The 25,383-nt window shown below is 58.4% G+C and carries 14 protein-coding genes and 1 tRNA gene; 5 read left to right on the forward strand and 10 right to left on the reverse strand.

Annotation, left to right across the window (positions count from 1 at the left end; translation table 11 throughout):
- Positions 1–10 precede the first annotated feature (10 nt).
- The 5 genes from rbfA to DY250_RS10260 form a co-directional block, all read right to left on the reverse strand.
- A complete protein-coding gene (rbfA, locus tag DY250_RS10240) occupies positions 11–412 on the reverse strand; it encodes a 30S ribosome-binding factor RbfA (protein ID WP_245951105.1) in 402 nt (133 codons plus the stop codon).
- Complete coding sequence (gene infB, locus DY250_RS10245) at positions 412–3,078, reverse strand: translation initiation factor IF-2 (RefSeq protein ID WP_115612206.1); 2,667 nt, start codon at positions 3,076–3,078, stop codon at positions 412–414. The genes rbfA and infB overlap by 1 nt, the downstream gene beginning before the upstream one ends.
- A gap of 18 nt (positions 3,079–3,096) precedes the next feature.
- Positions 3,097–4,587, reverse strand: a complete 1,491-nt coding sequence (gene nusA, locus DY250_RS10250; protein WP_006986753.1) for a transcription termination factor NusA — start codon at positions 4,585–4,587, stop codon at positions 3,097–3,099.
- Between the two features lie 11 nt (positions 4,588–4,598).
- Positions 4,599–5,072: a ribosome maturation factor RimP gene (rimP, locus tag DY250_RS10255; protein ID WP_115612207.1), complete on the reverse strand. Its 474-nt coding sequence runs from the start codon at positions 5,070–5,072 to the stop codon at positions 4,599–4,601.
- A gap of 68 nt (positions 5,073–5,140) precedes the next feature.
- Positions 5,141–5,217: transfer RNA gene (locus DY250_RS10260), tRNA-Met, on the reverse strand.
- A 201-nt stretch (positions 5,218–5,418) separates the two neighbouring features.
- Between DY250_RS10260 and DY250_RS10265 the strand changes: the two genes are divergently transcribed.
- Complete coding sequence (locus DY250_RS10265; protein WP_115612208.1) at positions 5,419–6,708, forward strand: leucine-rich repeat domain-containing protein; 1,290 nt, start codon at positions 5,419–5,421, stop codon at positions 6,706–6,708.
- Positions 6,709–6,847: 139 nt separating this feature from the next.
- On the opposite strand, the gene DY250_RS10270 is transcribed toward DY250_RS10265, so the two are convergent.
- Positions 6,848–17,578, reverse strand: coding sequence for an immunoglobulin-like domain-containing protein (locus DY250_RS10270; RefSeq protein WP_115612209.1), 10,731 nt, complete (start codon positions 17,576–17,578; stop codon positions 6,848–6,850).
- Positions 17,579–17,955: 377 nt separating this feature from the next.
- Here DY250_RS10270 and DY250_RS10275 point away from each other — a divergent pair, with 377 nt between their 5' ends.
- Together DY250_RS10275 and DY250_RS10280 are read left to right on the forward strand one after the other, a co-directional pair.
- The gene (locus DY250_RS10275) at positions 17,956–18,531 is read left to right on the forward strand and encodes a DUF1287 domain-containing protein (protein WP_425455475.1); all 576 of its coding nucleotides are present in this window, start codon (positions 17,956–17,958) and stop codon (positions 18,529–18,531) included.
- On the forward strand, positions 18,528–19,271 hold the full coding sequence (locus DY250_RS10280; protein ID WP_115612211.1) for a phosphatase PAP2 family protein: 744 nt from the start codon (positions 18,528–18,530) through the stop codon (positions 19,269–19,271). The genes DY250_RS10275 and DY250_RS10280 overlap by 4 nt, the downstream gene beginning before the upstream one ends.
- Positions 19,272–19,278: 7 nt before the next feature.
- Here the strand turns inward: DY250_RS10280 and DY250_RS10285 are convergent, their stop codons facing one another.
- Positions 19,279–20,133 (reverse strand): DMT family transporter, encoded by an 855-nt coding sequence (locus DY250_RS10285; RefSeq protein ID WP_115612212.1) that lies wholly within the window; start codon positions 20,131–20,133, stop codon positions 19,279–19,281.
- A gap of 38 nt (positions 20,134–20,171) precedes the next feature.
- Between DY250_RS10285 and DY250_RS14780 the strand changes: the two genes are divergently transcribed.
- On the forward strand, positions 20,172–20,300 hold the full coding sequence (locus DY250_RS14780) for a hypothetical protein (protein WP_281270376.1): 129 nt from the start codon (positions 20,172–20,174) through the stop codon (positions 20,298–20,300).
- Between the two features lie 143 nt (positions 20,301–20,443).
- Here the strand turns inward: DY250_RS14780 and DY250_RS10290 are convergent, their stop codons facing one another.
- Positions 20,444–20,968, reverse strand: a complete 525-nt coding sequence (locus tag DY250_RS10290; RefSeq protein WP_115612213.1) for a hypothetical protein — start codon at positions 20,966–20,968, stop codon at positions 20,444–20,446.
- A 306-nt stretch (positions 20,969–21,274) separates the two neighbouring features.
- Between DY250_RS10290 and DY250_RS10295 the strand changes: the two genes are divergently transcribed.
- The gene (locus tag DY250_RS10295) at positions 21,275–22,420 is read left to right on the forward strand and encodes a thioredoxin domain-containing protein (RefSeq protein WP_115612214.1); all 1,146 of its coding nucleotides are present in this window, start codon (positions 21,275–21,277) and stop codon (positions 22,418–22,420) included.
- Positions 22,421–22,554: 134 nt separating this feature from the next.
- Here the strand turns inward: DY250_RS10295 and DY250_RS10300 are convergent, their stop codons facing one another.
- Together DY250_RS10300 and topA are read right to left on the reverse strand one after the other, a co-directional pair.
- On the reverse strand, positions 22,555–23,004 hold the full coding sequence (locus tag DY250_RS10300; protein ID WP_006986742.1) for a MarR family winged helix-turn-helix transcriptional regulator: 450 nt from the start codon (positions 23,002–23,004) through the stop codon (positions 22,555–22,557).
- Positions 23,001–25,376, reverse strand: coding sequence for a type I DNA topoisomerase (gene topA, locus DY250_RS10305; protein ID WP_115612215.1), 2,376 nt, complete (start codon positions 25,374–25,376; stop codon positions 23,001–23,003). The genes DY250_RS10300 and topA overlap by 4 nt, the downstream gene beginning before the upstream one ends.
- Between the last annotated feature and the right edge of the window lie 7 nt (positions 25,377–25,383).

Consider the following 25,383-nt stretch of genomic DNA (forward strand, 5'->3'; position numbering starts at 1 on the left):
AAAAGATTACTTATGGCGCAAGGGCTTCATCATCCTCTTCAGCCGGTGGCAGGTCTTTCACCAAATCGTGCAGAAGATTGTCCATACGCGCGCCGTATTCCACGGATTCGTCATACACGAAGGTGAGTTCCGGTACTTTGCGCGTGGTGAGTTTTTGCGCGAGGTAGTGACGAAACTGGCCGGCGTGTTCGTTCAGCGCGCGGATGAGATCCTGACGTTCGTCCAGATCACTGATGACATGAGTAACGTACACTTTGGCAAAGGACAGATCACGCGTAACCCGCACTGCCGTAATCGACAGTAGTGAGGCGTGCGGGTGATTAAGGAGTTGCGCAATGAGGCTCGGCGCGAGATCGCGCCGGATTTGTTCGCCGATGCGACGAGTGCGGTCGCCGTGTTTGTTGTGTTGCATCATAAGGTCCTTTCGACAGAGACGCGCTCGTAGCATTCGATTTGGTCACCGATGCGCACGTCGTTGTAGTTTTTCACACCGAGGCCGCATTCGGTGCCCGCACGCACTTCACCCACGTCATCTTTGAAGCGGCGCAGGGATTCGAGCGCACCTTCGTAGATAACGACGTTGTTGCGCAGGACGCGGATGGGGTTGTTGCGTTTGAGGATGCCATCTTCGACGATGCAGCCTGCCACGGTGCCGAATTTGGAGGAACGGAAGACTTCGCGCACTTCGGCGAGGCCGATGATGTCTTCGCGCACTTCCGGCGAGAGCAGCCCCTGCATCGCCGCTTTGACCTGGTCAATGGCTTCGTAAATGATGCTGTAGTAACGCAGGTCCACACCTTCGCTTTCGACGAGTCTTTTGGCGTTCGCATCCGCACGGACGTTGAAGGCGATGATGATGGCTTCGGAGGCAATGGCTAGCTGCACGTCAGATTCGGTGATACCACCGATGCCGGAGGCAATGATGTTGACTTTGACTTCGTCAGTCGCAAGTTTGAGCAACGAGTCGGAAAGCGCTTCCACCGAGCCCTGTACATCGGCCTTGATCATCAGGTTGACGGTCTGGGCTTCACCGCTGCTGGTGTTGGCAAAGAGGTTTTCCAGCTTGGCTTTTTGCTGGCGGGCAATTTTGATTTCCTTGAATTTGCCCTGGCGGAAGTTGGCGATTTCGCGCGCTTTGCGTTCGTTTTCGACGATGACGACTTCATCGCCCGCATTCGGCGTGCCGGAAAGGCCGAGGATTTCGATCGGCGTCGAGGCGCCTGCTTCTTTGAGTTCGTTGCCGTTTTCATCAAGCATGGCACGGATTTTGCCGTATTCCATGCCGGCCAGCATGATGTCGCCTTTTTTGACGAGGCCGGACTGGACGAGGACGGTGGCTACACTGCCGCGCCCGCGGTCAAGGCGCGATTCGATGACGACGCCGCGTCCCATGCCGGTTGATGGAGCGGTGAGTTCGAGGACTTCGGCCTGGATGAGGACTTTGTCAAGCAGGTCGTCAATGCCTTCGCCACTTTTCGCCGAGACGTTGGCGAAGAGGTTTTCGCCGCCCCAGTCTTCAGCGACAACGCCGTATTGGGTCAGTTCGGATTTGACTTTGTCCGGGTCGGCGTCGGGTTTGTCAATTTTGTTGACGGCGACGATGAGCGGCACTTTGGCGGCGTTCGCATGCTGGATGGCTTCGATGGTCTGCGGCATGACGCCGTCGTCGGCGGCAACAACGAGGATGACGATGTCGGTGGCGTCCGCGCCACGTGCGCGCATGGCGGTAAAGGCCGCGTGACCGGGGGTGTCAAGGAAAGTAATGGTGCCTTTCGGGGTTTGTACGCGGTAAGCGCCGATGTGCTGGGTGATGCCGCCCGCTTCGCCGGCGACGACTTTGGTTTTGCGGATGTAGTCAAGCAGCGAGGTTTTGCCGTGGTCAACGTGGCCCATGATGGTCACAACCGGTGCGCGCTGGATGATGTTGCCTGCGTCTTCATCAGCTTCGGCCATGACTTGCGCTTCGAGTTCGTTTTCTTTGAGCAGGATGTACTGGTGCCCCATTTCTTCGGCGACGAGCGCGGCGGTTTCTTGGTCGAGCAACTGGTTGATGGTCACCATCGAACCCAGTTTCATCATGACTTTGATGAGCTCGCCCGCTTTGACGCTCATTTTTTGTGCCAATTCACCGACGGTGATGGTTTCCGGGATGCGCACTTCGCGCGAGACGGGGGCGACGGGTTTTTCGAATTTACCGCCTTTACGCTCGTTCTCACGCGAAGGTTTGCCGCGTCCGCCGCGCCCACCCCCGCTGCTGCGGCGCGGTTCGTCCTCGCCGCGCCCGCCGCGTTTGCTACCGCGTTCGTTTTTACTTTTGCTACCGGAGCCGCGTTCGCGCGACTGAATATGGAAGCGGCTTTCGGCTTCTTCTTCGTAGTTTTCCCGCTTGGCGACGTCTTGCAGGGCTTCCTGGCGTTGACGTTCGAGCTCGGCGTGTTCTTTGGCGGCTTCTTTTTCGCGCGCTTCGTGCTTGCGCAACTGTGCTTCGGCGTTCTTTTTCGCTTCTTCGGCCTCGCGTAGTTGCCGCTGCTTTTCTTGTTCGGCGAGTGAGGCGGCCAACGATGCTTCAGCCTTACGGCGCGCGTCTTCGGCTGCTATAGCGGCTTTTTCTTCTTGTTCTTTGCGCTCTTTGCGCGCCGCTTCTTCGGCAATGCGGCGCGCTTCGGCAGCCTGGGCCTCTTCGCGGGCACGCGTTTCGCTGTCGCGCATGGCCTCGCCCTGGGCGAGACGCTGTTGTTCGGCCATTTGTTTGGCAATTTCCAGCGGGCTCAGTTTCTTCTCGCCACTTTTTTTCGTACCGCTACTACGCGGTTTTTTAGCAGCGCCTTCGGCGGCATTCTTTTTCTCGACGGGTTTGGCGCTACTGCTGGTTTTGCTGCCAGTTTTGCTATCTTTCAGGCTGAGTTTTTTGTTGCCACCAGTTTTTTTTGCCGCCATGTGTTTGGTCAGGGCAACTTTTTGTGCGGGGCTGAGTTCATCCCCGGTGTCTTGTACGTTGATGCCTGCTTCGGCAAGCTGCGCCATCAGGCGATCCACTGGTATTTTCAGTTGTTTGGCTACTTCTGCGACTGTTGTCATTGTTTTTGTTCCTCGTGTTTATCCACGAAACCATGGTTCGCGCGCTTTGAGTATGAGCACTGAGGCCTGTTCCTGGTTCATGCCGGTGTAAGTCATGAGTTCATCCACCGACAGCTCCGCCAAGTCTTCCTGAGTATGCAGGCCCTTTTCCTGCAAGGCGGCGATGACGCTTTCATCCAGACCTTCCATGCTGTCAAGCGGCAGCTGCATTTCTTCTTCCGGCTCGACTTCTTCGACGAAGGCTTGTTGCAGCAGGTGATCGGCGGCACGCTCGATCAACGCATCAACGGTTTCTTCGTCGAAGTCTTCGATAGCAAGCAGTTCTTCACGCTCAGCTGAGGCGACGGCTTCCGCCGTGTTGTAACCGGCTTCGATGAGAATATCGGCAATGTCGTCATCCACATCCAATGCGGCGGCCAGCTCTCGCTCCTGAGCATCCTGCGCCGCTTCCTGCCGTGCTTGGAATTCAGCTTCGCTCAGCACGTTGATGGTCCAGCCAGTCAGTTCACTGGCGAGACGCACGTTTTGTCCGCCACGCCCGACTGCCTGCGGCAGTTTATTTTCCGGTACGGCGATGTCGATGCTTTTGCGCACTTCGTCAGCAGCAGTTGCGGTGATTTGCGCCGGCGCCATCGCTTTGCGCACGAAGGTCTCCGGATCGTCATCCCACAGCACGATATCAATACGCTCGCCCGCCAATTCGTTCATCACGCCCTGCACACGCGAGCCGCGAATACCGACGCAGGCACCGACCGGATCCACGCGCGGGTCAAAGGTGCGTACGGCGATTTTGGCGCGCAGGCCGGGATCTCGCGCCACACCCATGATTTCGATAATGCCGGTACCGATTTCCGGCACTTCCAGGGTGAAAAGTGCTTTCAGCATTTCCGGAGCAACACGGCTGACTTCCAGCTGCGGCCCGCGCATTTCCAGATTGACCTTGGCGAGATAACCACGAATGCGGTCACCCACGCGCAGGTTTTCGCGCGGGATCATGCCGTCGCGCAGGATAGTCGCTTCGACGCCGTTCACATCAACAATGACGCTGCCGCGTTCGTGGCGACGGACAATACCGTGGACCAACGTCCCTTCCTCAGCGATAAAGCGGTCATAGACTTTGCGCCGCTCCGCCTCACGCAGTTTTTGAATGATGATTTGCTTCGCCTGCTGCGCACTAATGCGGCCAAAAGGTTCATTCTCAATCGGGATTTCCAGCACATCACCAACGTGCAGGTTCTGTTCGGGATATTCGATAGCGGCGACGCTCTCGCGCATTTCGGCATCGGGATTTTCCAAAATCGCCTCGTCATCCACAATCGTCCATACACGAAAACTCTTATATTCGCCGGTGCACGGATCAATCACCACCTTGGCGTCAATCTCTTCATCGGGATAACGCTTGCGCGTTGCTGCCGCTAACGCCGCTTCCAGCGCCTCAATAATGACGTTGCGAGCAACTTCCTTCTCGTTCGCCACCGCTTCCACGATGTTCAATAATTCTCTGGACATGATGTTCTCCTTCAAAAAACAGGTACCAAGCGCGCCTTATCCACATGGGCAAAATCAACTTCCACCGTTTCCATTTCCTTGCCGTTTGGTATCTGCAAAGTGATGCGCTGCGCTGCTTCATCGGCTGCAGCAATCATTCCCTCAAAACGGCGGCGTTTACCAAGCGGAGTGTGCAGATTCAGCTTCACCGTCTGTCCGGTAAAGCGGACAAAATCAGCAAACGTAAAAAGTGGGCGATCCAAGCCAGGGGACGACACTTCCAGCGTATACGGCGCATTAATCGGGTCTTCTACATCCAGAATCGGATTCACCGCTTCCGTGACCGCCACAACGCCGTCCATATCAATACCGCCTTCCGGCCGGTCCACATAAATGCGCAAAATCGAATTAACCGAATTATGGTGATATTCCACCCCAACCCACGCAAAACCCATGGATTCCACCACGGGTTTCAGCAGCTCCGTAACCTTCTCCTCGCGCGACATACCGCCCCCTTATGAAAACCATACAACAAAAAAGCCCTTAAAAAAGGGCCTGATAAAAAAATCCGGTTTGGAAGCGGGGGCTGGATTTGAACCAACGACCTTCGGGTTATGAGCCCGACGAGCTACCAGACTGCTCCACCCCGCATCTGACAGGGGCGCCATTATAGAGAAAAGCGCTCCGCTTGCAAGTATCACCATAAAAACGATGACCACAAAAAACATAATCCATTGACTTAACGATAAATATATAACTCCGGCACGGTATTTGAATTTAACTTGGCGGCAGGCATTGTTACAATGCCGCCATAAAAAAGTTACATACTCTTTTCTACACAAGGAAACTTTCATGATTATAAGAATAATCAACGGGTTACGTCGCCTATCTGGGCATGACGTTCCGGATGATGAAGAACAGGAAGGCTTCAACAAGATCATTAACTGGGCGGAAGAAAATAACATCGGTGAAGACCGCATCCCACGTGATGCCTCAGAACTTGCCGGATTAGGGCGCCTGGATCTTTCATTCCGCCGCTTGCAAAGCCTGCCTGACAATATTGGCGACCTGATACATCTGACCGAACTGGATCTGCGCGGTAACGAACTGGAAACACTGCCTGAATCCATTGGCAACCTCACCCTGCTAAAACGGCTTGATCTCAAATGGAACCGACTCGAAGCGTTACCGAATAGCCTGAAAAACCTTACCCGTCTCAGCAAACTCGAATTCGGCTACAACCAGCTGACCCGCCTACCGGAAACCCTAGCTGGCTTTACCCAAATCACCGAACTGGACATCGGTGATAATCGCTTGACGCGTGTGCCGCATTACCTCAGCAACTTTACTAACCTGACCAAACTCAACCTTGCGCGCAACCAGCTGGAAGAATTGCCTGCCTTCCTCGGCAAGTTGACGCACCTCACCCACCTCAACCTTTCCGCCAACCCGCTCAAACAACTGCCAGATTTCATCGGCGAACTCACCAACCTGACCGAACTTGAGCTCTACGGCAACCAGCTCGGCACTCTACCGGACAGCCTCAGCAACCTGCACCAGCTGTATCACCTGGACATCGGCGGCAACCTGCTCACCACTCTTCCGGAAAGCATCGGCGCCTTAGAAAATCTCAGCGTCCTTGACGCGCACAATAACCGCCTGACTTCTTTGCCGGAATCCATTGGCAACCTGCAACGACTGAGCTGTCTCTCGCTGGCACATAACAAACTGACCCGTCTGCCGGAGCAAACAAGCCATCTGCTACGCCTGAGTACCCTTGATCTCTCGCACAACAACCTGATGACCCTGCCGGACTTCGTCTGTAATTTCAGCCGCTTGACTAATCTGCATCTGGCACACAACGAACTGACCATGCTGCCGATGCATATTGGCTACCTGGGCGAATTGGAGATTCTTGACGTCAGCAACAACGATTTGGGTTCTCTGCCGGATAGCGTGGCCAAACTCGACAAACTGACTACCCTCAACCTCTCCGGCAATCAGATCCCTTTCCTGCCGAAATTTATCGCCAACCTCACTCATTTGTGCATCCTTGATGTACGCAATACGCGCATGAAAGTCCCACTGGCACTGGCCAACCGCATCGAAAGTAACGCGGTCATGGCGGGCTATTTCAAATAACCCTGACCTGGAGCCTTCGTACGCGATAAAAAGCTTCCCCCTAGGGAGAGGCTTTTTTGTTGTATGCAAACCGCAAATCTGTCAACCATAAAAAAGCCACCCTTACGGGTGGCTTTGGTTGCTGTACCACTGGCACACATCAGATGATGCCGTTGCCATTTTCCCTGAGGAAGTCATCCACGCTGTTATAGCTGTGGGTCATACCCTCAAAGGTGATGCTGTTGTGGTAGGTTTTTCCGGCGCCGTCAGTAGTGTCGAAGCTCAGTTTGTGTGCGCTGTCGTCCCACTGTGCGTTCTGGATTTCCGAGATACCTTTCCAGCCCGGGGTTTTGGGGTTGATGCTCTTGGTATCCAGCAAGTCGGTGAGCGTGATTTTGTCTTCACCAATCTTGAAGTCCTTGATGACATCATGGCCATTACCCGCCTTCGTATTGTAGATAAAGGTATCACGCCCCTTGCCACCGGTCAGGGCGTCGTTTCCATCGTGACCGTAAATGAAGTCGCGACCATCCGATCCGGTGATGTTGTCTTTACCTTCACCACCATCCAGCGTTGCGCCGGTGCGGACGTGCCATGCCGGATTGTCTGCCGTGCCGGTGTTGTGTACATCCTGCAACTGGTTCAGATCCAGCTCGGCTTCCGGTTTGAGCATCAGGGTGTTGTTCAATCCCATGGTCTTATAGCTGCTATCCGGCGCACCATGTGCTTTGTACTGCATGTGCAGGGTAGAAACCGCTCCTTCTTCCAGATAGACGATTTCCACCGTATGGACACCTTCCGACAAGTGGATACCATTCGGGTGTTTGCCAAGCGTATTGCCTTCGCTGATGGAATAGTCTTTGTAGATATCTTTGCCATCAATGCGGACCGTTGCCCCGTTATCAAGCGCGAACTTGAAGTCGTAGGTACCTTCACTGAAATAGGCTTTACCCGCAATGCGCACGGCGGCGTCGGTGGTGTAACCAAGGCCGGAAGTGCCTTTGTGTGGTGCGCCTGCTTCCGCTCTGGCCGAGTCAGCATCATTCGCGCCGTTGACATCAAGGAAGTTGCGCAATGCACTTTTCGCAGAGATTTTTTCACCAGGCGCTGCCCTCTCGTTATTGGCAAGACCGCTTTGGACTGCTTTTGCACCGCCATAGTTAATGTCGGTGACAGTAAAGCGTGCATCCGGAGTTCCTTTAGCAGCAGACTGAACCTTCTCGCCGCCAGTAAACTGGCTACCATTACGCCCGTTGATCATCTTCTCGGTGAAATCAAGATCATACAGGTTATTTGCGGGGTGACCTGGCATTTTGACACCGGATTTTTTGTCATCGGCATGCCAACGTACATTGGCAGCAATTTTTGGATTGTTTTGCACCAACCGGTCAATGCTGTCATCGTTGTAGCCGTAGTATTCACCAGTCATGCCGACTTTATCTGCTGTAATAGCGTTGCTACTTGATTTACCGTTCAGATTGTTAACAGCATCTTCACCGGCAGTTCCGACACCTGTATCACTGTTCAGGTTACCGGCACTGGCAACAGCCTTGACTTCACTCTTATCTGCTACAGCACGTGCAGCGATAGTTACTTTGCCGGTTTTGGCATCAACATCAACACCATCCGGTATATCCGTACCTTTCCACTCACCGGTTGTGGCGTCTTTACTCACTACAACCTTGTGGTTCCGGCCATCTTCACCTTTATAGTCAACAGTCAGTTTATCCACACCAGGAGCAGGTGTTACAACTACACTACCCTGCTCGCTGCCGGCTTTTACGTCCGGGGCAGGCGGCGGGTCAGTGTCTGTAATCTTGGTCTCAACCGTGGATTGCCCTAACTTCGCTCCTTGAGGGTTACTGAGCGTCAGATCGTACTTCTCCGTCCCCTCGAATTTACCGTCTTTGGCAATATCAAGAGAGAATTTCGCCTCGGTTTCCCCTGCCTTAATAGTAACGCTCTTACTTACAGGCGGTTGGGCAAAGTCGGAATCGTCCGTACCTTTGTGGGTCAGGGTAACAGTAACGGTTACATCCTTGGTTGCCTTACCAGACAATTTAACAGTGTAGTTAGCCGTCTCGCCTTCTTTCACTTCGGTAGAGCCGCTGATACTGACATCAAAAGCATCCGCATCGTTATCAGTGATGATGTTGCTGTGTGCCGTGTGAGTGCTGCCCGTGTTGCTCGCGGCCGCCTTCACTTCGCTGCCGTCTTTCACGGCATTCGGCGGCAGTTTGACGGTTCCGGTGTTTTCGTCAACGCTGATGCCTTTGTTCGGCGGGACGCCCGTCACGCTCCATTTGCCGTTTGCGCCTTTGCTGACGGTGATGGTATGCGCCTTGCCGTCTTCGTCGGTGTAGTTGATCACGACTTTGTCGGTGTTGGCCTGCGGCTTGATGGTCACGCCACCCTGTTCGGCCCCCTGGCCTTTTTCCAGCAATGGGTTATCCGGTCCAGGCTGCTGGCCGCCGCCATCCACGTCGCTGGTCACTTTGTCGCTGGCGGTCTTGCCGCTGCCCGTGTTGCTTGCGGTCGCATTGACGTCGCTCTGGTCTTTCACGGCATCCGGCGGCAGTTTGACGGTTCCGGTGTTTTCGTCAACGCTGATGCCTTTGCCCGGCGGGACGCCTGTCGCGCTCCATTTGCCGTTCGCGCCTTTGCTGACGGTGATGGTCTGCGCCTTGCCGTCTTCGTCGGTGTAGTTGATCACGACTTTGTCGGTGTTGGCCTGCGGCTTGATGGTCACGCCACCCTGTTCGGTCCCCTGGCCTTTTTCCAGCAGCGGTTTTTCCGGCTCGGTGCCAGGCTGCGGCGGCTGGCCGCCGCCGTCCACGTCGCTGGTCACTTTGTCGCTGGCGGTCTTGCCGCTGCCCGTGTTGCTTGCGGTCGCATTGACGTCGCTCTGGTCTTTCACGGCATCCGGCGGCAGTTTGACGGTTCCGGTGTTTTCGTCAACGCTGATGCCTTTGCCCGGCGGGACGCCTGTCGCGCTCCATTTGCCGTTCGCGCCTTTGCTGACGGTGATGGTCTGCGCCTTGCCGTCTTCGTCGGTGTAGTTGATCACGACTTTGTCGGTGTTGGCCTGCGGCTTGATGGTCACGCCACCCTGTTCGGTCCCCTGGCCTTTTTCCAGCAGCGGTTTTTCCGGCTCGGTGCCAGGCTGCGGCGGCTGGCCGCCGCCGTCCACGTCGCTGGTCACTTTGTCGCTGGCGGTCTTGCCGCTGCCCGTGTTGCTTGCGGTCGCATTGACGTCGCTCTGGTCTTTCACGGCATCCGGCGGCAGTTTGACGGTTCCGGTGTTTTCGTCAACGCTGATGCCTTTGCCCGGCGGGACGCCTGTCGCGCTCCATTTGCCGTTCGCGCCTTTGCTGACGGTGATGGTCTGCGCCTTGCCGTCTTCGTCGGTGTAGTTGATCACGACTTTGTCGGTGTTGGCCTGCGGCTTGATGGTCACGCCACCCTGTTCGGTCCCCTGGCCTTTTTCCAGCAGCGGTTTTTCCGGCTCGGTGCCAGGCTGCGGCGGCTGGCCGCCGCCGTCCACGTCGCTGGTCACTTTGTCGCTGGCGGTCTTGCCGCTGCCCGTGTTGCTTGCGGTCGCATTGACGTCGCTCTGGTCTTTCACGGCATCCGGCGGCAGTTTGACGGTTCCGGTGTTTTCGTCAACGCTGATGCCTTTGCCCGGCGGGACGCCTGTCGCGCTCCATTTGCCGTTCGCGCCTTTGCTGACGGTGATGGTCTGCGCCTTGCCGTCTTCGTCGGTGTAGTTGATCACGACTTTGTCGGTGTTGGCCTGCGGCTTGATGGTCACGCCACCCTGTTCGGTCCCCTGGCCTTTTTCCAGCAGCGGTTTTTCCGGCTCGGTGCCAGGCTGCGGCGGCTGGCCGCCGCCGTCCACGTCGCTGGTCACTTTGTCGCTGGCGGTCTTGCCGCTGCCCGTGTTGCTTGCGGTCGCATTGACGTCGCTCTGGTCTTTCACGGCATCCGGCGGCAGTTTGACGGTTCCGGTGTTTTCGTCAACGCTGATGCCTTTGCCCGGCGGGACGCCCGTCGCGCTCCATTTGCCGTTCGCGCCTTTGCTGACGGTGATGATCTGCGCCTTGCCGTCTTCGTCGGTGTAGTTGATCACGACTTTGTCGGTGTTGGCCTGCGGCTTGATGGTCACGCCACCCTGTTCGGTCCCCTGGCCTTTTTCCAGCAGCGGTTTTTCCGGCTCGGTGCCAGGCTGCGGCGGCTGGCCGCCGCCGTCCACGTCGCTGGTCACTTTGTCGCTGGCGGTCTTGCCGCTGCCCGTGTTGCTTGCGGTCGCATTGACGTCGCTCTGGTCTTTCACGGCATCCGGCGGCAGTTTGACGGTTCCGGTGTTTTCGTCAACGCTGATGCCTTTGCCCGGCGGGACGCCTGTCGCGCTCCATTTGCCGTTCGCGCCTTTGCTGACGGTGATGGTCTGCGCCTTGCCGTCTTCGTCGGTGTAGTTGATCACGACTTTGTCGGTGTTGGCCTGCGGCTTGATGGTCACGCCACCCTGTTCGGTCCCCTGGCCTTTTTCCAGCAGCGGTTTTTCCGGCTCGGTGCCAGGCTGCGGCGGCTGGCCGCCGCCGTCCACGTCGCTGGTCACTTTGTCGCTGGCGGTCTTGCCGCTGCCCGTGTTGCTTGCGGTCGCATTGACGTCGCTCTGGTCTTTCACGGCATCCGGCGGCAGTTTGACGGTTCCGGTGTTTTCGTCAACGCTGATGCCTTTGCCCGGCGGGACGCCCGTCGCGCTCCATTTGCCGTTCGCGCCTTTGCTGACGGTGATGGTCTGCGCCTTGCCGTCTTCGTCGGTGTAGTTGATCACGACTTTGTCGGTGTTGGCCTGCGGCTTGATGGTCACGCCACCCTGTTCGGTCCCCTGGCCTTTTTCCAGCAGCGGTTTTTCCGGCTCGGTGCCAGGCTGCGGCGGCTGGCCGCCGCCGTCCACGTCGCTGGTCACTTTGTCGCTGGCGGTCTTGCCGCTGCCCGTGTTGCTTGCGGTCGCATTGACGTCGCTCTGGTCTTTCACGGCATCCGGCGGCAGTTTGACGGTTCCGGTGTTTTCGTCAACGCTGATGCCTTTGCCCGGCGGGACGCCTGTTGCGCTCCATTTGCCGTTCGCGCCTTTGCTGACGGTGATGGTCTGCGCCTTGCCGTCTTCGTCGGTGTAGTTGATCACGACTTTGTCGGTGTTGGCCTGCGGCTTGATGGTCACGCCACCCTGTTCGGTCCCCTGGCCTTTTTCCAGCAGCGGTTTTTCCGGCTCGGTGCCAGGCTGCGGCGGCTGGCCGCCGCCGTCCACGTCGCTGGTCACTTTGTCGCTGGCGGTCTTGCCGCTGCCCGTGTTGCTTGCGGTCGCATTGACGTCGCTCTGGTCTTTCACGGCATCCGGCGGCAGTTTGACGGTTCCGGTGTTTTCGTCAACGCTGATGCCTTTGCCCGGCGGGACGCCCGTCACGCTCCATTTGCCGTTCGCGCCTTTGCTGACGGTGATGGTCTGCGCTTTGCCGTCTTCGTCGGTGTAGTTGATCACGACTTTGTCGGTGTTGGCCTGCGGCTTGATGGTCACGCCACCCTGTTCGGTCCCCTGGCCTTTTTCCAGCAGCGGTTTTTCCGGCTCGGTGCCAGGCTGCGGCGGCTGGCCGCCGCCGTCCACGTCGCTGGTCACTTTGTCGCTGGCGGTCTTGCCGCTGCCCGTGTTGCTTGCGGTCGCATTGACGTCGCTCTGGTCTTTCACGGCATCCGGCGGCAGTTTGACGGTTCCGGTGTTTTCGTCAACGCTGATGCCTTTGCCCGGCGGGACGCCTGTCGCGCTCCATTTGCCGTTCGCGCCTTTGCTGACGGTGATGGTCTGCGCCTTGCCGTCTTCGTCGGTGTAGTTGATCACGACTTTGTCGGTGTTGGCCTGCGGCTTGATGGTCACGCCACCCTGTTCGGTCCCCTGGCCTTTTTCCAGCAGCGGTTTTTCCGGCTCGGTGCCAGGCTGCGGCGGCTGGCCGCCGCCGTCCACGTCGCTGGTCACTTTGTCGCTGGCGGTCTTGCCGCTGCCCGTGTTGCTTGCGGTCGCATTGACGTCGCTCTGGTCTTTCACGGCATCCGGCGGCAGTTTGACGGTTCCGGTGTTTTCGTCAACGCTGATGCCTTTGCCCGGCGGGACGCCTGTCGCGCTCCATTTGCCGTTCGCGCCTTTGCTGACGGTGATGGTCTGCGCCTTGCCGTCTTCGTCGGTGTAGTTGATCACGACTTTGTCGGTGTTGGCCTGCGGCTTGATGGTCACGCCACCCTGTTCGGTCCCCTGGCCTTTTTCCAGCAGCGGTTTTTCCGGCTCGGTGCCAGGCTGCGGCGGCTGGCCGCCGCCGTCCACGTCGCTGGTCACTTTGTCGCTGGCGGTCTTGCCGCTGCCCGTGTTGCTTGCGGTCGCATTGACGTCGCTCTGGTCTTTCACGGCATCCGGCGGCAGTTTGACGGTTCCGGTGTTTTCGTCAACGCTGATGCCTTTGCCCGGCGGGACGCCCGTCGCGCTCCATTTGCCGTTCGCGCCTTTGCTGACGGTGATGGTCTGCGCCTTGCCGTCTTCGTCGGTGTAGTTGATCACGACTTTGTCGGTGTTGGCCTGCGGCTTGATGGTCACGCCACCCTGTTCGGTCCCCTGGCCTTTTTCCAGCAGCGGTTTTTCCGGCTCGGTGCCAGGCTGCGGCGGCTGGCCGCCGCCGTCCACGTCGCTGGTCACTTTGTCGCTGGCGGTCTTGCCGCTGCCCGTGTTGCTTGCGGTCGCATTGACGTCGCTCTGGTCTTTCACGGCATCCGGCGGCAGTTTGACGGTTCCGGTGTTTTCGTCAACGCTGATGCCTTTGCCCGGCGGGACGCCCGTCGCGCTCCATTTGCCGTTCGCGCCTTTGCTGACGGTGATGGTCTGCGCCTTGCCGTCTTCGTCGGTGTAGTTGATCACGACTTTGTCGGTGTTGGCCTGCGGCTTGATGGTCACGCCACCCTGTTCGGTCCCCTGGCCTTTTTCCAGCAGCGGTTTTTCCGGCTCGGTGCCAGGCTGCGGCGGCTGGCCGCCGCCGTCCACGTCGCTGGTCACTTTGTCGCTGGCGGTCTTGCCGCTGCCCGTGTTGCTTGCGGTCGCATTGACGTCGCTCTGGTCTTTCACGGCATCCGGCGGCAGTTTGACGGTTCCGGTGTTTTCGTCAACGCTGATGCCTTTGCCCGGCGGGACGCCTGTCGCGCTCCATTTGCCGTTCGCGCCTTTGCTGACGGTGATGGTCTGCGCCTTGCCGTCTTCGTCGGTGTAGTTGATCACGACTTTGTCGGTGTTGGCCTGCGGCTTGATGGTCACGCCACCCTGTTCGGTCCCCTGGCCTTTTTCCAGCAGCGGTTTTTCCGGCTCGGTGCCAGGCTGCGGCGGCTGGCCGCCGCCGTCCACGTCGCTGGTCACTTTGTCGCTGGCGGTCTTGCCGCTGCCCGTGTTGCTTGCGGTCGCATTGACGTCGCTCTGGTCTTTCACGGCATCCGGCGGCAGTTTGACGGTTCCGGTGTTTTCGTCAACGCTGATGCCTTTGCCCGGCGGGACGCCCGTCGCGCTCCATTTGCCGTTCGCGCCTTTGCTGACGGTGATGGTCTGCGCCTTGCCGTCTTCGTCGGTGTAGTTGATCACGACTTTGTCGGTGTTGGCCTGCGGCTTGATGGTCACGCCACCCTGTTCGGTCCCCTGGCCTTTTTCCAGCAGCGGTTTTTCCGGCTCGGTGCCAGGCTGCGGCGGCTGGCCGCCGCCGTCCACGTCGCTGGTCACTTTGTCGCTGGCGGTCTTGCCGCTGCCCGTGTTGCTTGCGGTCGCATTGACGTCGCTCTGGTCTTTCACGGCATCCGGCGGCAGTTTGACGGTTCCGGTGTTTTCGTCAACGCTGATGCCTTTGCCCGGCGGGACGCCCGTCGCGCTCCATTTGCCGTTCGCGCCTTTGCTGACGGTGATGGTCTGCGCCTTGCCGTCTTCGTCGGTGTAGTTGATCACGACTTTGTCGGTGTTGGCCTGCGGCTTGATGGTCACGCCACCCTGTTCGGTCCCCTGGCCTTTTTCCAGCAGCGGTTTTTCCGGCTCGGTGCCAGGCTGCGGCGGCTGGCCGCCGCCGTCCACGTCGCTGGTCACTTTGTCGCTGGCGGTCTTGCCGCTGCCCGTGTTGCTTGCGGTCGCATTGACGTCGCTCTGGTCTTTCACGGCATCCGGCGGCAGTTTGACGGTTCCGGTGTTTTCGTCAACGCTGATGCCTTTGCCCGGCGGGACGCCTGTCGCGCTCCATTTGCCGTTCGCGCCTTTGCTGACGGTGATGGTCTGCGCCTTGCCGTCTTCGTCGGTGTAGTTGATCACGACTTTGTCGGTGTTGGCCTGCGGCTTGATGGTCACGCCACCCTGTTCGGTCCCCTGGCCTTTTTCCAGCAGCGGTTTTTCCGGCTCGGTGCCAGGCTGCGGCGGCTGGCCGCCGCCGTCCACGTCGCTGGTCACTTTGTCGCTGGCGGTCTTGCCGCTGCCCGTGTTGCTTGCGGTCGCATTGACGTCGCTCTGGTCTTTCACGGCATCCGGCGGCAGTTTGACGGTTCCGGTGTTTTCGTCAACGCTGATGCCTTTGCCCGGCGGGACGCCTGTTGCGCTCCATTTGCCGTTCGCGCCTTTGCTGACGGTGATGATCTGCGCCTTGCCGTCTTCGTCGGTGTAGTTGATCACGACTTTGTCGGTGTTGGCCTGCGGCTTGATGGTCACGCCACCCTGTTCGGTCCCCTGGCCTTTTTCCAGCAGCGGTTTTTCCGGCTCGGTGCCAGGCTGCGGCGGCTGGCCGCCGCCGTCCACGTCGCTGGTCACTTTGTCGCTGGCGGTCTTGCCGCTGCCCGTGTTGCTTGCGGTCGCATTGACGTCGCTCTGGTCTTTCACGGCATCCGGCGGCAGTTTGACGGTTCCGGTGTTTTCGTCAACGCTGATGCCTTTGCCCGGCGGGACGCCTGTCGCGCTCCATTTGCCGTTCGCGCCTTTGCTGACGGTGATGGTCTGCGCCTTGCCGTCTTCGTCGGTGTAGTTGATCACGACTTTGTCGGTGTTGGCCTGCGGCTTGATGGTCACGCCACCCTGTTCGGTCCCCTGGCCTTTTTCCAGCAGCGGTTTTTCCGGCTCGGTGCCAGGCTGCGGCGGCTGGCCGCCGCCGTCCACGTCGCTGGTCACTTTGTCGCTGGCGGTCTTGCCGCTGCCCGTGTTGCTTGCGGTCGCATTGACGTCGCTCTGGTCTTTCACGGCATCCGGCGGCAGTTTGACGGTTCCGGTGTTTTCGTCAACGCTGATGCCTTTGCCCGGCGGGACGCCCGTCGCGCTCCATTTGCCGTTCGCGCCTTTGCTGACGGTGATGGTCTGCGCCTTGCCGTCTTCGTCGGTGTAGTTGATCACGACTTTGTCGGTGTTGGCCTGCGGCTTGATGGTCACGCCACCCTGTTCGGTCCCCTGGCCTTTTTCCAGCAGCGGTTTTTCCGGCTCGGTGCCAGGCTGCGGCGGCTGGCCGCCGCCGTCCACGTCGCTGGTCACTTTGTCGCTGGCGGTCTTGCCGCTGCCCGTGTTGCTTGCGGTCGCATTGACGTCGCTCTGGTCTTTCACGGCATCCGGCGGCAGTTTGACGGTTCCGGTGTTTTCGTCAACGCTGATGCCTTTGCCCGGCGGGACGCCTGTTGCGCTCCATTTGCCGTTCGCGCCTTTGCTGACGGTGATGATCTGCGCCTTGCCGTCTTCGTCGGTGTAGTTGATCACGACTTTGTCGGTGTTGGCCTGCGGCTTGATGGTCACGCCACCCTGTTCGGTCCCCTGGCCTTTTTCCAGCAGCGGTTTTTCCGGCTCGGTGCCAGGCTGCGGCGGCTGGCCGCCGCCGTCCACGTCGCTGGTCACTTTGTCGCTGGCGGTCTTGCCGCTGCCCGTGTTGCTTGCGGTCGCATTGACGTCGCTCTGGTCTTTCACGGCATCCGGCGGCAGTTTGACGGTTCCGGTGTTTTCGTCAACGCTGATGCCTTTGCCCGGCGGGACGCCTGTTGCGCTCCATTTGCCGTTCGCGCCTTTGCTGACGGTGATGGTCTGCGCCTTGCCGTCTTCGTCGGTGTAGTTGATCACGACTTTGTCGGTGTTGGCCTGCGGCTTGATGGTCACGCCACCCTGTTCGGTCCCCTGGCCTTTTTCCAGCAGCGGTTTTTCCGGCTCGGTGCCAGGCTGCGGCGGCTGGCCGCCTCCGTTATCCGGGCCCGGCGGATAGGGGCGGGGCGGTTGCGGTGCTGGTTCAATGCCGGGATTTTTATTGCCATTATTGCCATTATTGCCATTGCCGCAGCTGTGGCTACCCAGTGCCGCAAGGCCGCCAATGGCCGCCAAACCGCCAAGAATGGCCCACGGGCTGACACTGCTCCCGACTCCGCTGCTAATCGGCAGGATACCGGCAAAGTGCGAATCGCCGCCGAGCGCCTGTCCAGCGGCGACGTGATCGGCAAGCATGTGCACGGCATCAGCTTGCTGCGCACTTTCCGGAATATAGGGATAGAACGATCCGTTTTCATGTTGCCCGACCAGCAGGTTCTTGCTGCCGTTCGGGTTCAGGCCGTAGTAGCCGTCAATAATCAGGCTGGGGTTGTCGATGCTCTCGCCTTCAAACGCGATATACAAATCATTGCCAACGCGCTGCGTCATGATGTTTTCCGGCCCGTATTGCGTACTGAGGTCAGTGAGCTGGTAGTAGACGTTATCCACCGCCCGGATGTGTACGGGGCTGCCGCTGGCGGTGTTGATGTTGACTTGATCGACGATGTCCGCACTACTGCTGCTGCCTTTGACCTTGGCGAGTGTCAGAACGATTTGTTTAGCCATGATTTACCTCGTAAATACTTAACTGTATGGGATTGCCCTTTGGCGGGTATCTCTACCCTGAGATTCAGGCGATTTGACTGTTTCAATTCCGACCGAGCCCATCACCCCTAATGATGCCGGGCCGACCTCCTTGATTTATGCCTTGCGGCATACCGCACGCTATACGGCTAAATTCCTTAGCGTTATAGATAGACGTGGCAGTAATCTTAACTTAGGCAGTTCTACATTTCTACCTTATCTTTCTATTTTATTACAAATCATCAAGCATTATGTAATCTGTCTCCCCTGCCTTTCCTTGCAAAATCCGCAGGATAGCTTGGGAAAAAGCGCTATTATGCCCGCCTGAGAACATTACCAGAAAAGCTATCTCCATGATTATGCGTAACTATTGCACATTGCTTCTTTCCTTACCTCTCACCCTTGCCATCCAGGCGGCGACTCTTGACAGCAGCCGTCTGGTGCAGGATGCCCGCGCGCAAATCGGCGTTACCACCGGTTATGACGGCAGCTACCGCAATTTAGCCTATCCGCTGGGCGACGTGCCCATTGAAACCGGCGTCTGCACTGACGTTATTATCCGCGCCCTGCGTCAGCAAGGTATTGGCCTGCAACAACGCGTGCACGAAGACATGGCGCGGCATTTCAGCGCCTACCCACGCCTGTGGGGGCAAAAAACCACCGACCGCAACATTGACCACCGCCGCGTCCCCAACCTGGAAACCTACCTGCGCCGCCACGGCGAAAGTCTGCCGCTGGAAGATCGCGACAGCTGCCAAGCGGGCGACATCGTCACCTGGCGCCTGCCCGGTGACCGGCCGCACATCGGCATCGTTTCCGACCGCCGTGTTGAAGACGGCACCCCGCTTATCATCCACAACATCGGCCGTGGCACCCAAGAAGAAAATATCCTCTTCGCCTACCCCATCATCACTCACACCCGCTACCAGCCATGACCAAACGCCTCCTCGCCACCATCGCCCTGCTCCTCGCCGTCCCGCTTGCCTTTTGGCTCACCGGCTGGCATTGGCAAGCGGCCACCCCTGGCAACTACCCGCTCTACCTCATCACCCAGACCGCTGGCAAATACGGTATCCTCCCTATCAGCGCTGGCCTTTACGCCTTGCTGTGGTGGACACACCGCCGTGGCGAAGCGCGCGCCCTGTTGCTCGTTGCCCTCCTTGTCATTGGCAGTACCCAAGTCGCCAAAGTCCTGCTCAAACCGCTCATCGCCGAACCGCGTCCCTACATCGTCGCCATGCACGACGCCGACCCGTCCCGCATCCGTGCCTTTTACGCCCAACCACGCTCAGAGCGTCGTACTTACGTCACCCACTACTACACCGACAGCACGACGCCCGCCTATCTCACTGCACACCGCGCCAGTGAGACCGGATACAGTTTCCCATCGGGACACAGCCTCTTCGCAGTGAGCTGGGCATTACTCTTCGCCGGCATCATCGGCTACGCCAACCGCCGCCGACGCCTCATCTGCCATGCCGTCACCCTGTGGGCGATGCTGGTTATGGCGAGCCGCGTCGCCCTCGGCCTGCATTACCCCATTGACCTCGCAGGTGCCATCCTCCTCGCCTGCGCCATCGCCCTACCGCTGCTGCACGCCTGGCAACGGCGTCATCACTCGCCACGTCTGCGCCGCCTGCTCAGTTATCTGACGGCCTCCCCACGAAATTTATAAAAGAATTTCATGCAGCCCCCGCTGACAGACGCGCCCACGTCAGACAGCCAATAGCCGCCAACGCCAATACCAGCCCCGCCACATGACGAAACAACAAACGTTCGCCAAAGAACCCGGCACCAACCAGCGTCCCCAGCGCAATGACCCCCACATTCATCCCGGCGAAAACCACGCTGGGATTCTCCTTCATCGCCGTATGCGCCTTGATATAAAAAACAATATTGCCCACATTGAGCACACCAAGCAACACGCCTGCGGCACAGGCTGCTGCTGACACCCGCACCCGTCGCCAGCACACATAACCCGCCATCAGCACCCCGGCCAGCACAAACGTCACCAGCAACAGCGAGGTCACCTTCGCCTGCTGCGATAACGCCTTCAACAACACATCAATCACACCATAGCCCGCCCAAACGCCGACCAGCAGCCATGACGCGCGCAGACTTTCCTTTGCCTCACCATAAGAGAGCAGACAGAAGAGCGCGGCAAAAACCAACCCGATCCCAACGAGCGACCACGGCGACAACTGCTCACGAAAAAGCACAAATGCAGAGACAAGCGGAATCACCAGCGCAAGACGCTGCGCCGCATCGGCACGGACAATCCCCGCCGCCTGCACTGCGCGTCCCATCACGATAAACACCGACGGTAACAACACGCCAAGCGCGGCGAACAACCACCATCCACTCCGCCAAACAGCAGCATCCGGCAACGGCGGCTGCGCCACCAGCCATAACGTGAACGCCGCCGTCGGATAATTGAGCGCGACCAGCAGCGCCACCTCCCAGCTACGCCGCCGTGCCACCTTGAGCAATACCGACACCGCGACACTGCAACAGACACTCAACAACAAAAAAACCATGACGACCTCCAAGCGGATAGAAAAACAGACGGCGCATCATGCCACAAAACGCGCAACCCTCCCGCTTGCCGGCAACCGCCCTGCCCTTCTCCGCGAATCCCGCTGCCATCCCGCTTATCCCTTCGTACGCGGCAAAAATCGTCGCTTACCAAAGAAGCGTGTACTGATACCCCATCAAGCGGTGTAAACACTGGCCTCGCCAAGCAGCGTAAACACTAGTTCCGTCAAGCGGTGAGGTCATGGAATTTTGTCGCGCACGAAGCGTCGCCGCTGAAAAATTCCCCTCACCACAAGGCGTGTGCCTATCCGCTTAATGACAACTGCGCGCCTCGCTGATGGCGATAGGTGTACTTTGTCCGCCAGTCACGTCATACGCCTGCACGGAACATTGTGAAGAAAGGCTGCCGCGCATCGCAGTGAGCAGCACGAACTCATAATCATGATCCTTGTCCGGGATAAAGGTCGCACCGACGCTGCAGGTCATGCGGCTTTCCGGCGTGTTGGTCAGCATCAGCGTGAAAGGCTCACCCGCGCGCACATAAAACTCGGCGTAATCGCGCACCTTGCTGTGGTTCGGGTCGGGGATGCCGAGATTGCGGTCGCGGAAGCCCTTGCTACCGACGATACCGCCAAGGATGGTGCCGGTCTGCTCGCTATTCCAGTCCATACAGCTAGTGTTGGGCGAGCCGCGCACCAGCATATTGGCGGAGACGCGCACCCGGGCGCGGTCACCGTCCTGCGGCTCCACCATTGGCTTGAACTGGGTACCGATGCTGTGGATGGCGGTGCAGGCGGTGAGCAGGAACAGCAGGGGGAAGAGGGTGCGGGATTTCATGGGGATTCCTTAATTAAAGAGACAATGCAGATTGTAACGATTGGCCGGTATGCGCGTCCAAATGACCGTGCAGCGGTAAATTTCGCTATCTGGTGCGAACAGCGGCGGGGCGTCTTGACTGGTACATAACGAAAGGATGGTGCGGGCAAGCTGCCGCTGAATAACACAATCACCCCGGATATAGAGTGGGCTACAGTCTGTCACGCAAATCAGGTACACGGCTTTCGCCCACACCGTACGAAACCACAATCCCCTGGCGACAGCGCCGCTATACAATGTCTGCCTTTCCCCAACCGAAGACTCTCCATGCGCAAAACTCTCCTCACCCTCGCCCTGCTTACCGCCCCTTTCGCCACCGCACAGCAATCCGAGCCGCTGCCGCAGGAAACCCTCGACACCATCATCCAGAACCTTAAAAACGGGCGCAACACCGCTGCTATGGTCGAATACATAGACAGCATCAACCGCGTCCCCTTCTCGGATGACATCTACGAAATCACTTACAAAGACAAAAACAACGAAATCCTCTACGTCAGCAAAGACGGCAACTACATCTTCCAGGCCGACATCATCTCCGTGCCGGACGCGCTGAATATCACCCGCGAGCGTCGCGAAGTACTGGCCGCCGCTAAAGGCATCGCGAACGAAGACGATAAAAAAGGAAGCGCCGCGAAAAACCCGGACGACCCGCCGCCGAAAGCCGGCAAACAAAAAGGTGACGGCCAATTCGCCGCCCTGCCGGTCGCACTCGCGCAAAAAGAGAAAAAAGGCGACGGCAGCCGCCGCCTGTGGATTATCACCGCGCCCGACTGCGACATGTGCAAAACGCTGGAAGAACAGCTCGGCAGCATCAGCGACGTCACCCTCTACCGCTATCTCTACACCACAAGCGACGCCGCCCGCCAGCGCGCGCTGGCCATCAACTGCCACCATAATCCGCCGGAAGCGCTGCGTGATCATCTGCTCTACGGCCTGCACAGTGAAGAAGCGCCGAAAGAAGACTGCGCCGCGCGCGAAGGCGAGAAACTCAAACAAATCAAAGAAGAGACAGGAGAGGCCGACCGCGCCGAACTGCCTGTACTCACCTTCCCGGACGGCTACGAAACGCGTGTCCTCGCCGCTACCAGCGAAGAACTTGATAGCTGGATCACCATGCACCAACCTGCAAAAAGCGACGATAAACCCGCCGAGGCCGAACCTGTAATAAACGCAGACGGCAGCACGACAGCCGCTACCGACAATTCTGCTCCTGCAAGCGGCGAAGACAGCGACCCGACCCCGACCGATATTCAGCCCGCTGCTGAAGACCGCGAACCTGCCGCAGATGCCGCTCCCGCTACCGACCAGCCCGTCAATGCCCACGCCCAACCCGCTCCGGATGGCGCCTCTGCCGCTAATCCGAACGGTGGCCGCGTCAAGATTGATGCCCCGCCCATCCGCCCGCGTCCGTAAAGGACGCGATTGACTGTCAGCAAAAACAAAACCCTTCCCTGCTTGCAGAGGAAGGGTTTTTTTATACCGGTTTTGTCGTGTACAAAGGAAGAAGAGTCCATAAAAAACCCCGCCAGGGCGGGGTTTTTAGGGATTCAAGCGGTAGCCATGTTTTCCCGCATGCGGCTAAGGTAGTCGCGCAGGAGTTCGCGTTCGCCTTCGTTGAAATTTTTGAGCGCCGCTTCTTTGGCCTCGACCGCGATTTCGTGCATGCGGTTCATCAGCGGCTGACTTTTTTCGGTGAGGAAGATGAGGTTGGTGCGGCGGTCTTGCGGATCCTGACGGCGGTCAAGCAGGCCGTCTTTTTCAAGTTTGTCAATTTGCCGCGTCAGCGTCATCGGCGCAAGATCCATGTATTCGGCCAATTTGGTCTGGCTGACACCTTCGTAGCGCGAGAGGTAGGTGAGCAGGGTCCATTGGGTTCGGGTGATACCGTAGTTGCGCACCCGCCGGTCGTAGTAACGGTTCATCAGGCGCGTGGTGTCGTGCATCAGGAAGCCGAAGCCGTGACGCAAGTCATCCAGGCTGTGCTGTTCTTCTATCATGTTTTGGTCTCTTTCTTTTTCGCGGTCGCTTTGCTGCGGCTGTTTTTCCCTGTCGTACTGCCGTCTTTCTTCGCAGTTTTGCCAGCCGTCGCCTTGTTGGTTGTCCCCCGCTTCGCTTTGCGCTCCTTGGCTTTTTCAAGCAGTTCGAGCGCAGCTTCCAGTTCGAGGGTCGCGGGTTCTATCGTTTTTGGGATAGATGCGTTAATACTACCATTTGTTACATATGGACCAAAGCGACCATTTAGTATTTGTAATATCTCGTCGCCATTTTTTATCTCTTTTATGTATTTTTGGTTATCGGCTTCTTTTTTGGCGGCAACGAGTTCGAGGGCGCGTTCGAGGGTGACGGTGAGCGGATCTTCGTCCTTGGGCAGGGAAACGTAGCGTTTGCCGTAGCGGATGTAGGGGCCATAGCGGCCGATATTGGCGACGAGTTCGCCGTCTTCTTCGCTCATGCCGATGACGCGCGGCAGTTTGAAGAGTTCGAGCGCTTCTTCCAGGGTGATGGTGTCCATGCTGCGCTCGGGCGGAATACTCGCAAACTGGGGTTTTTCTTCGTCGTCTTTGCTGCCGATTTGCACGAAGGGTCCAAAGCGGCCGAAGCGGGCGGTCACAGGCTTGCCGCTTTTCGGGTCGGTGCCGAGTTCGCGCGCCTGCATGACTTCTTCGCGCGAGATGTCTTTTTTCTCGTCAAGACGTTCGGAGAAAGCGCCCCAAAAGTCGCCAAGCAGCGGTTTCCATTGGCGTTCGCCGCGCGAGACGGCATCGAGGTCGTCTTCGAGGCGGGCAGTAAAGTCGTAGTCCACGTAGCGCTCAAAGTGTTTGGTGAGGAAGTCGTTGACGACTTTGCCGATAGTGGTCGGAATGAAACGGCGGTTTTCCTGTTCGACGTATTCGCGCTCTTGCAGGGTGCCGATGATGCTGGCGTAGGTAGAAGGGCGACCGATACCGTTAGCTTCGAGTTCTTTGATGAGAGCGGCTTCGGAGTAGCGCGGCGGTGGTTGGGTGAAGTGCTGGCTGCCGGTGATGTCATGCAGCTGGATGCGGTCGCCGTTTTTCATCGGCGGCAGCAGGCGGTTGTCATCGTCTTCGTTATCTTCGCGTTCTTCCTGGTACACGCTCATGTATCCGGGGAATTTAACGGTGCTGCCGCTGGCACGAAATTGGTGTTTTTCGCTGCCGGCGTAGAGGTCGGCGCTGATGTTTTCGAGGATGGCAGAGGCCATTTGCGAGGCGACGGCGCGTTTTCTGATGAGTTCGTAGAGTTTGTATTCGTCACCGCTGAGACCAAGCGAGGCGCCGTCCCGGCCGCAGTCGGTGGGGCGGATGGCTTCGTGCGCTTCCTGCGCGTTCTTGGATTTGGTTTTGTAGTGACGGGGTTTGTCCGGCAGGTAATTCGCACCGTATTGTTGGGCGACCCAGTCACGAATGGCGGCGATGGCTTCTTGGGCAAGGTTGACGGAGTCGGTCCGCATGTAGGTGATGTGGCCTTCTTCGTAAAGACGCTGCGCGACGCGCATGGTTTTTTGCGCACCGAAATAGAGTTTGCTCGCCGCCGCCTGCTGCATGGTGGAGGTAGTAAAGGGCGGCGCGGGGTTGCGCTTGCTGTCTTTTTTGTTGATGTCGGCGACAAGCAGGCTGCCTTGGGCGGCAGCTTTCAGGGCATCGATGGCGGTTTCGGTATCGGCAGCGTTGGTGAAACTGAATTTTTTGGTTTTTTCGCCGTTGTAAACGGTGAGTTTGCCGGGGAAGGCCTGACCTGCGTGGCTGAGGGCGGCGGCGATATCCCAGTATTCTTCGCTGTTGAAGGCTTCAATTTCCCGCTCGCGTTCGACGATCATGCGCAGGGCGGGCGATTGGACGCGACCGGCGGAGAGTCCGGGGCGGACTTTGCGCCACAGCAGCGGTGAGAGGTTGAAACCGACGAGGTAATCCAGCGCCCGCCGCGCTTGTTGGGCGTTGACGAGGTCCATTTCAAGATGGCGCGGGTTGGCAACGGCCTGCTGGATAGCGTTTTTGGTGATCTCGTGAAAGGCGACGCGATAGAGGTTTTTGTCGCGCAGGGCGCCACGTTCGTGCAGGATTTCTTTAAGATGCCAGGAGATGGCCTCGCCTTCGCGGTCGGGGTCAGTCGCGAGGTAGATGTTTTCGGCGCTTTTGGCCGCTTTGGTGATTTCGTTAACGTGGCGGGCGTTGCGCTCGATGATTTCGTAGTGCATGGCGAAATCGTCGCCGGTATCAACTGCGCCGTTTTTCGGGATAAGGTCGCGCACGTGGCCGTAAGAGGCCATGACGGCGTAGTCCTTGCCGAGGTATTTGTGCAAGGTTTTGGCTTTCGCCGGGGATTCGACGATGAGAAGATTTTTGCTCATGGGATAC

The sequence above is a fragment of the Cardiobacterium valvarum genome (assembly GCF_900460955.1).
GTDB classification, from domain to species: domain Bacteria; phylum Pseudomonadota; class Gammaproteobacteria; order Cardiobacteriales; family Cardiobacteriaceae; genus Cardiobacterium; species Cardiobacterium valvarum.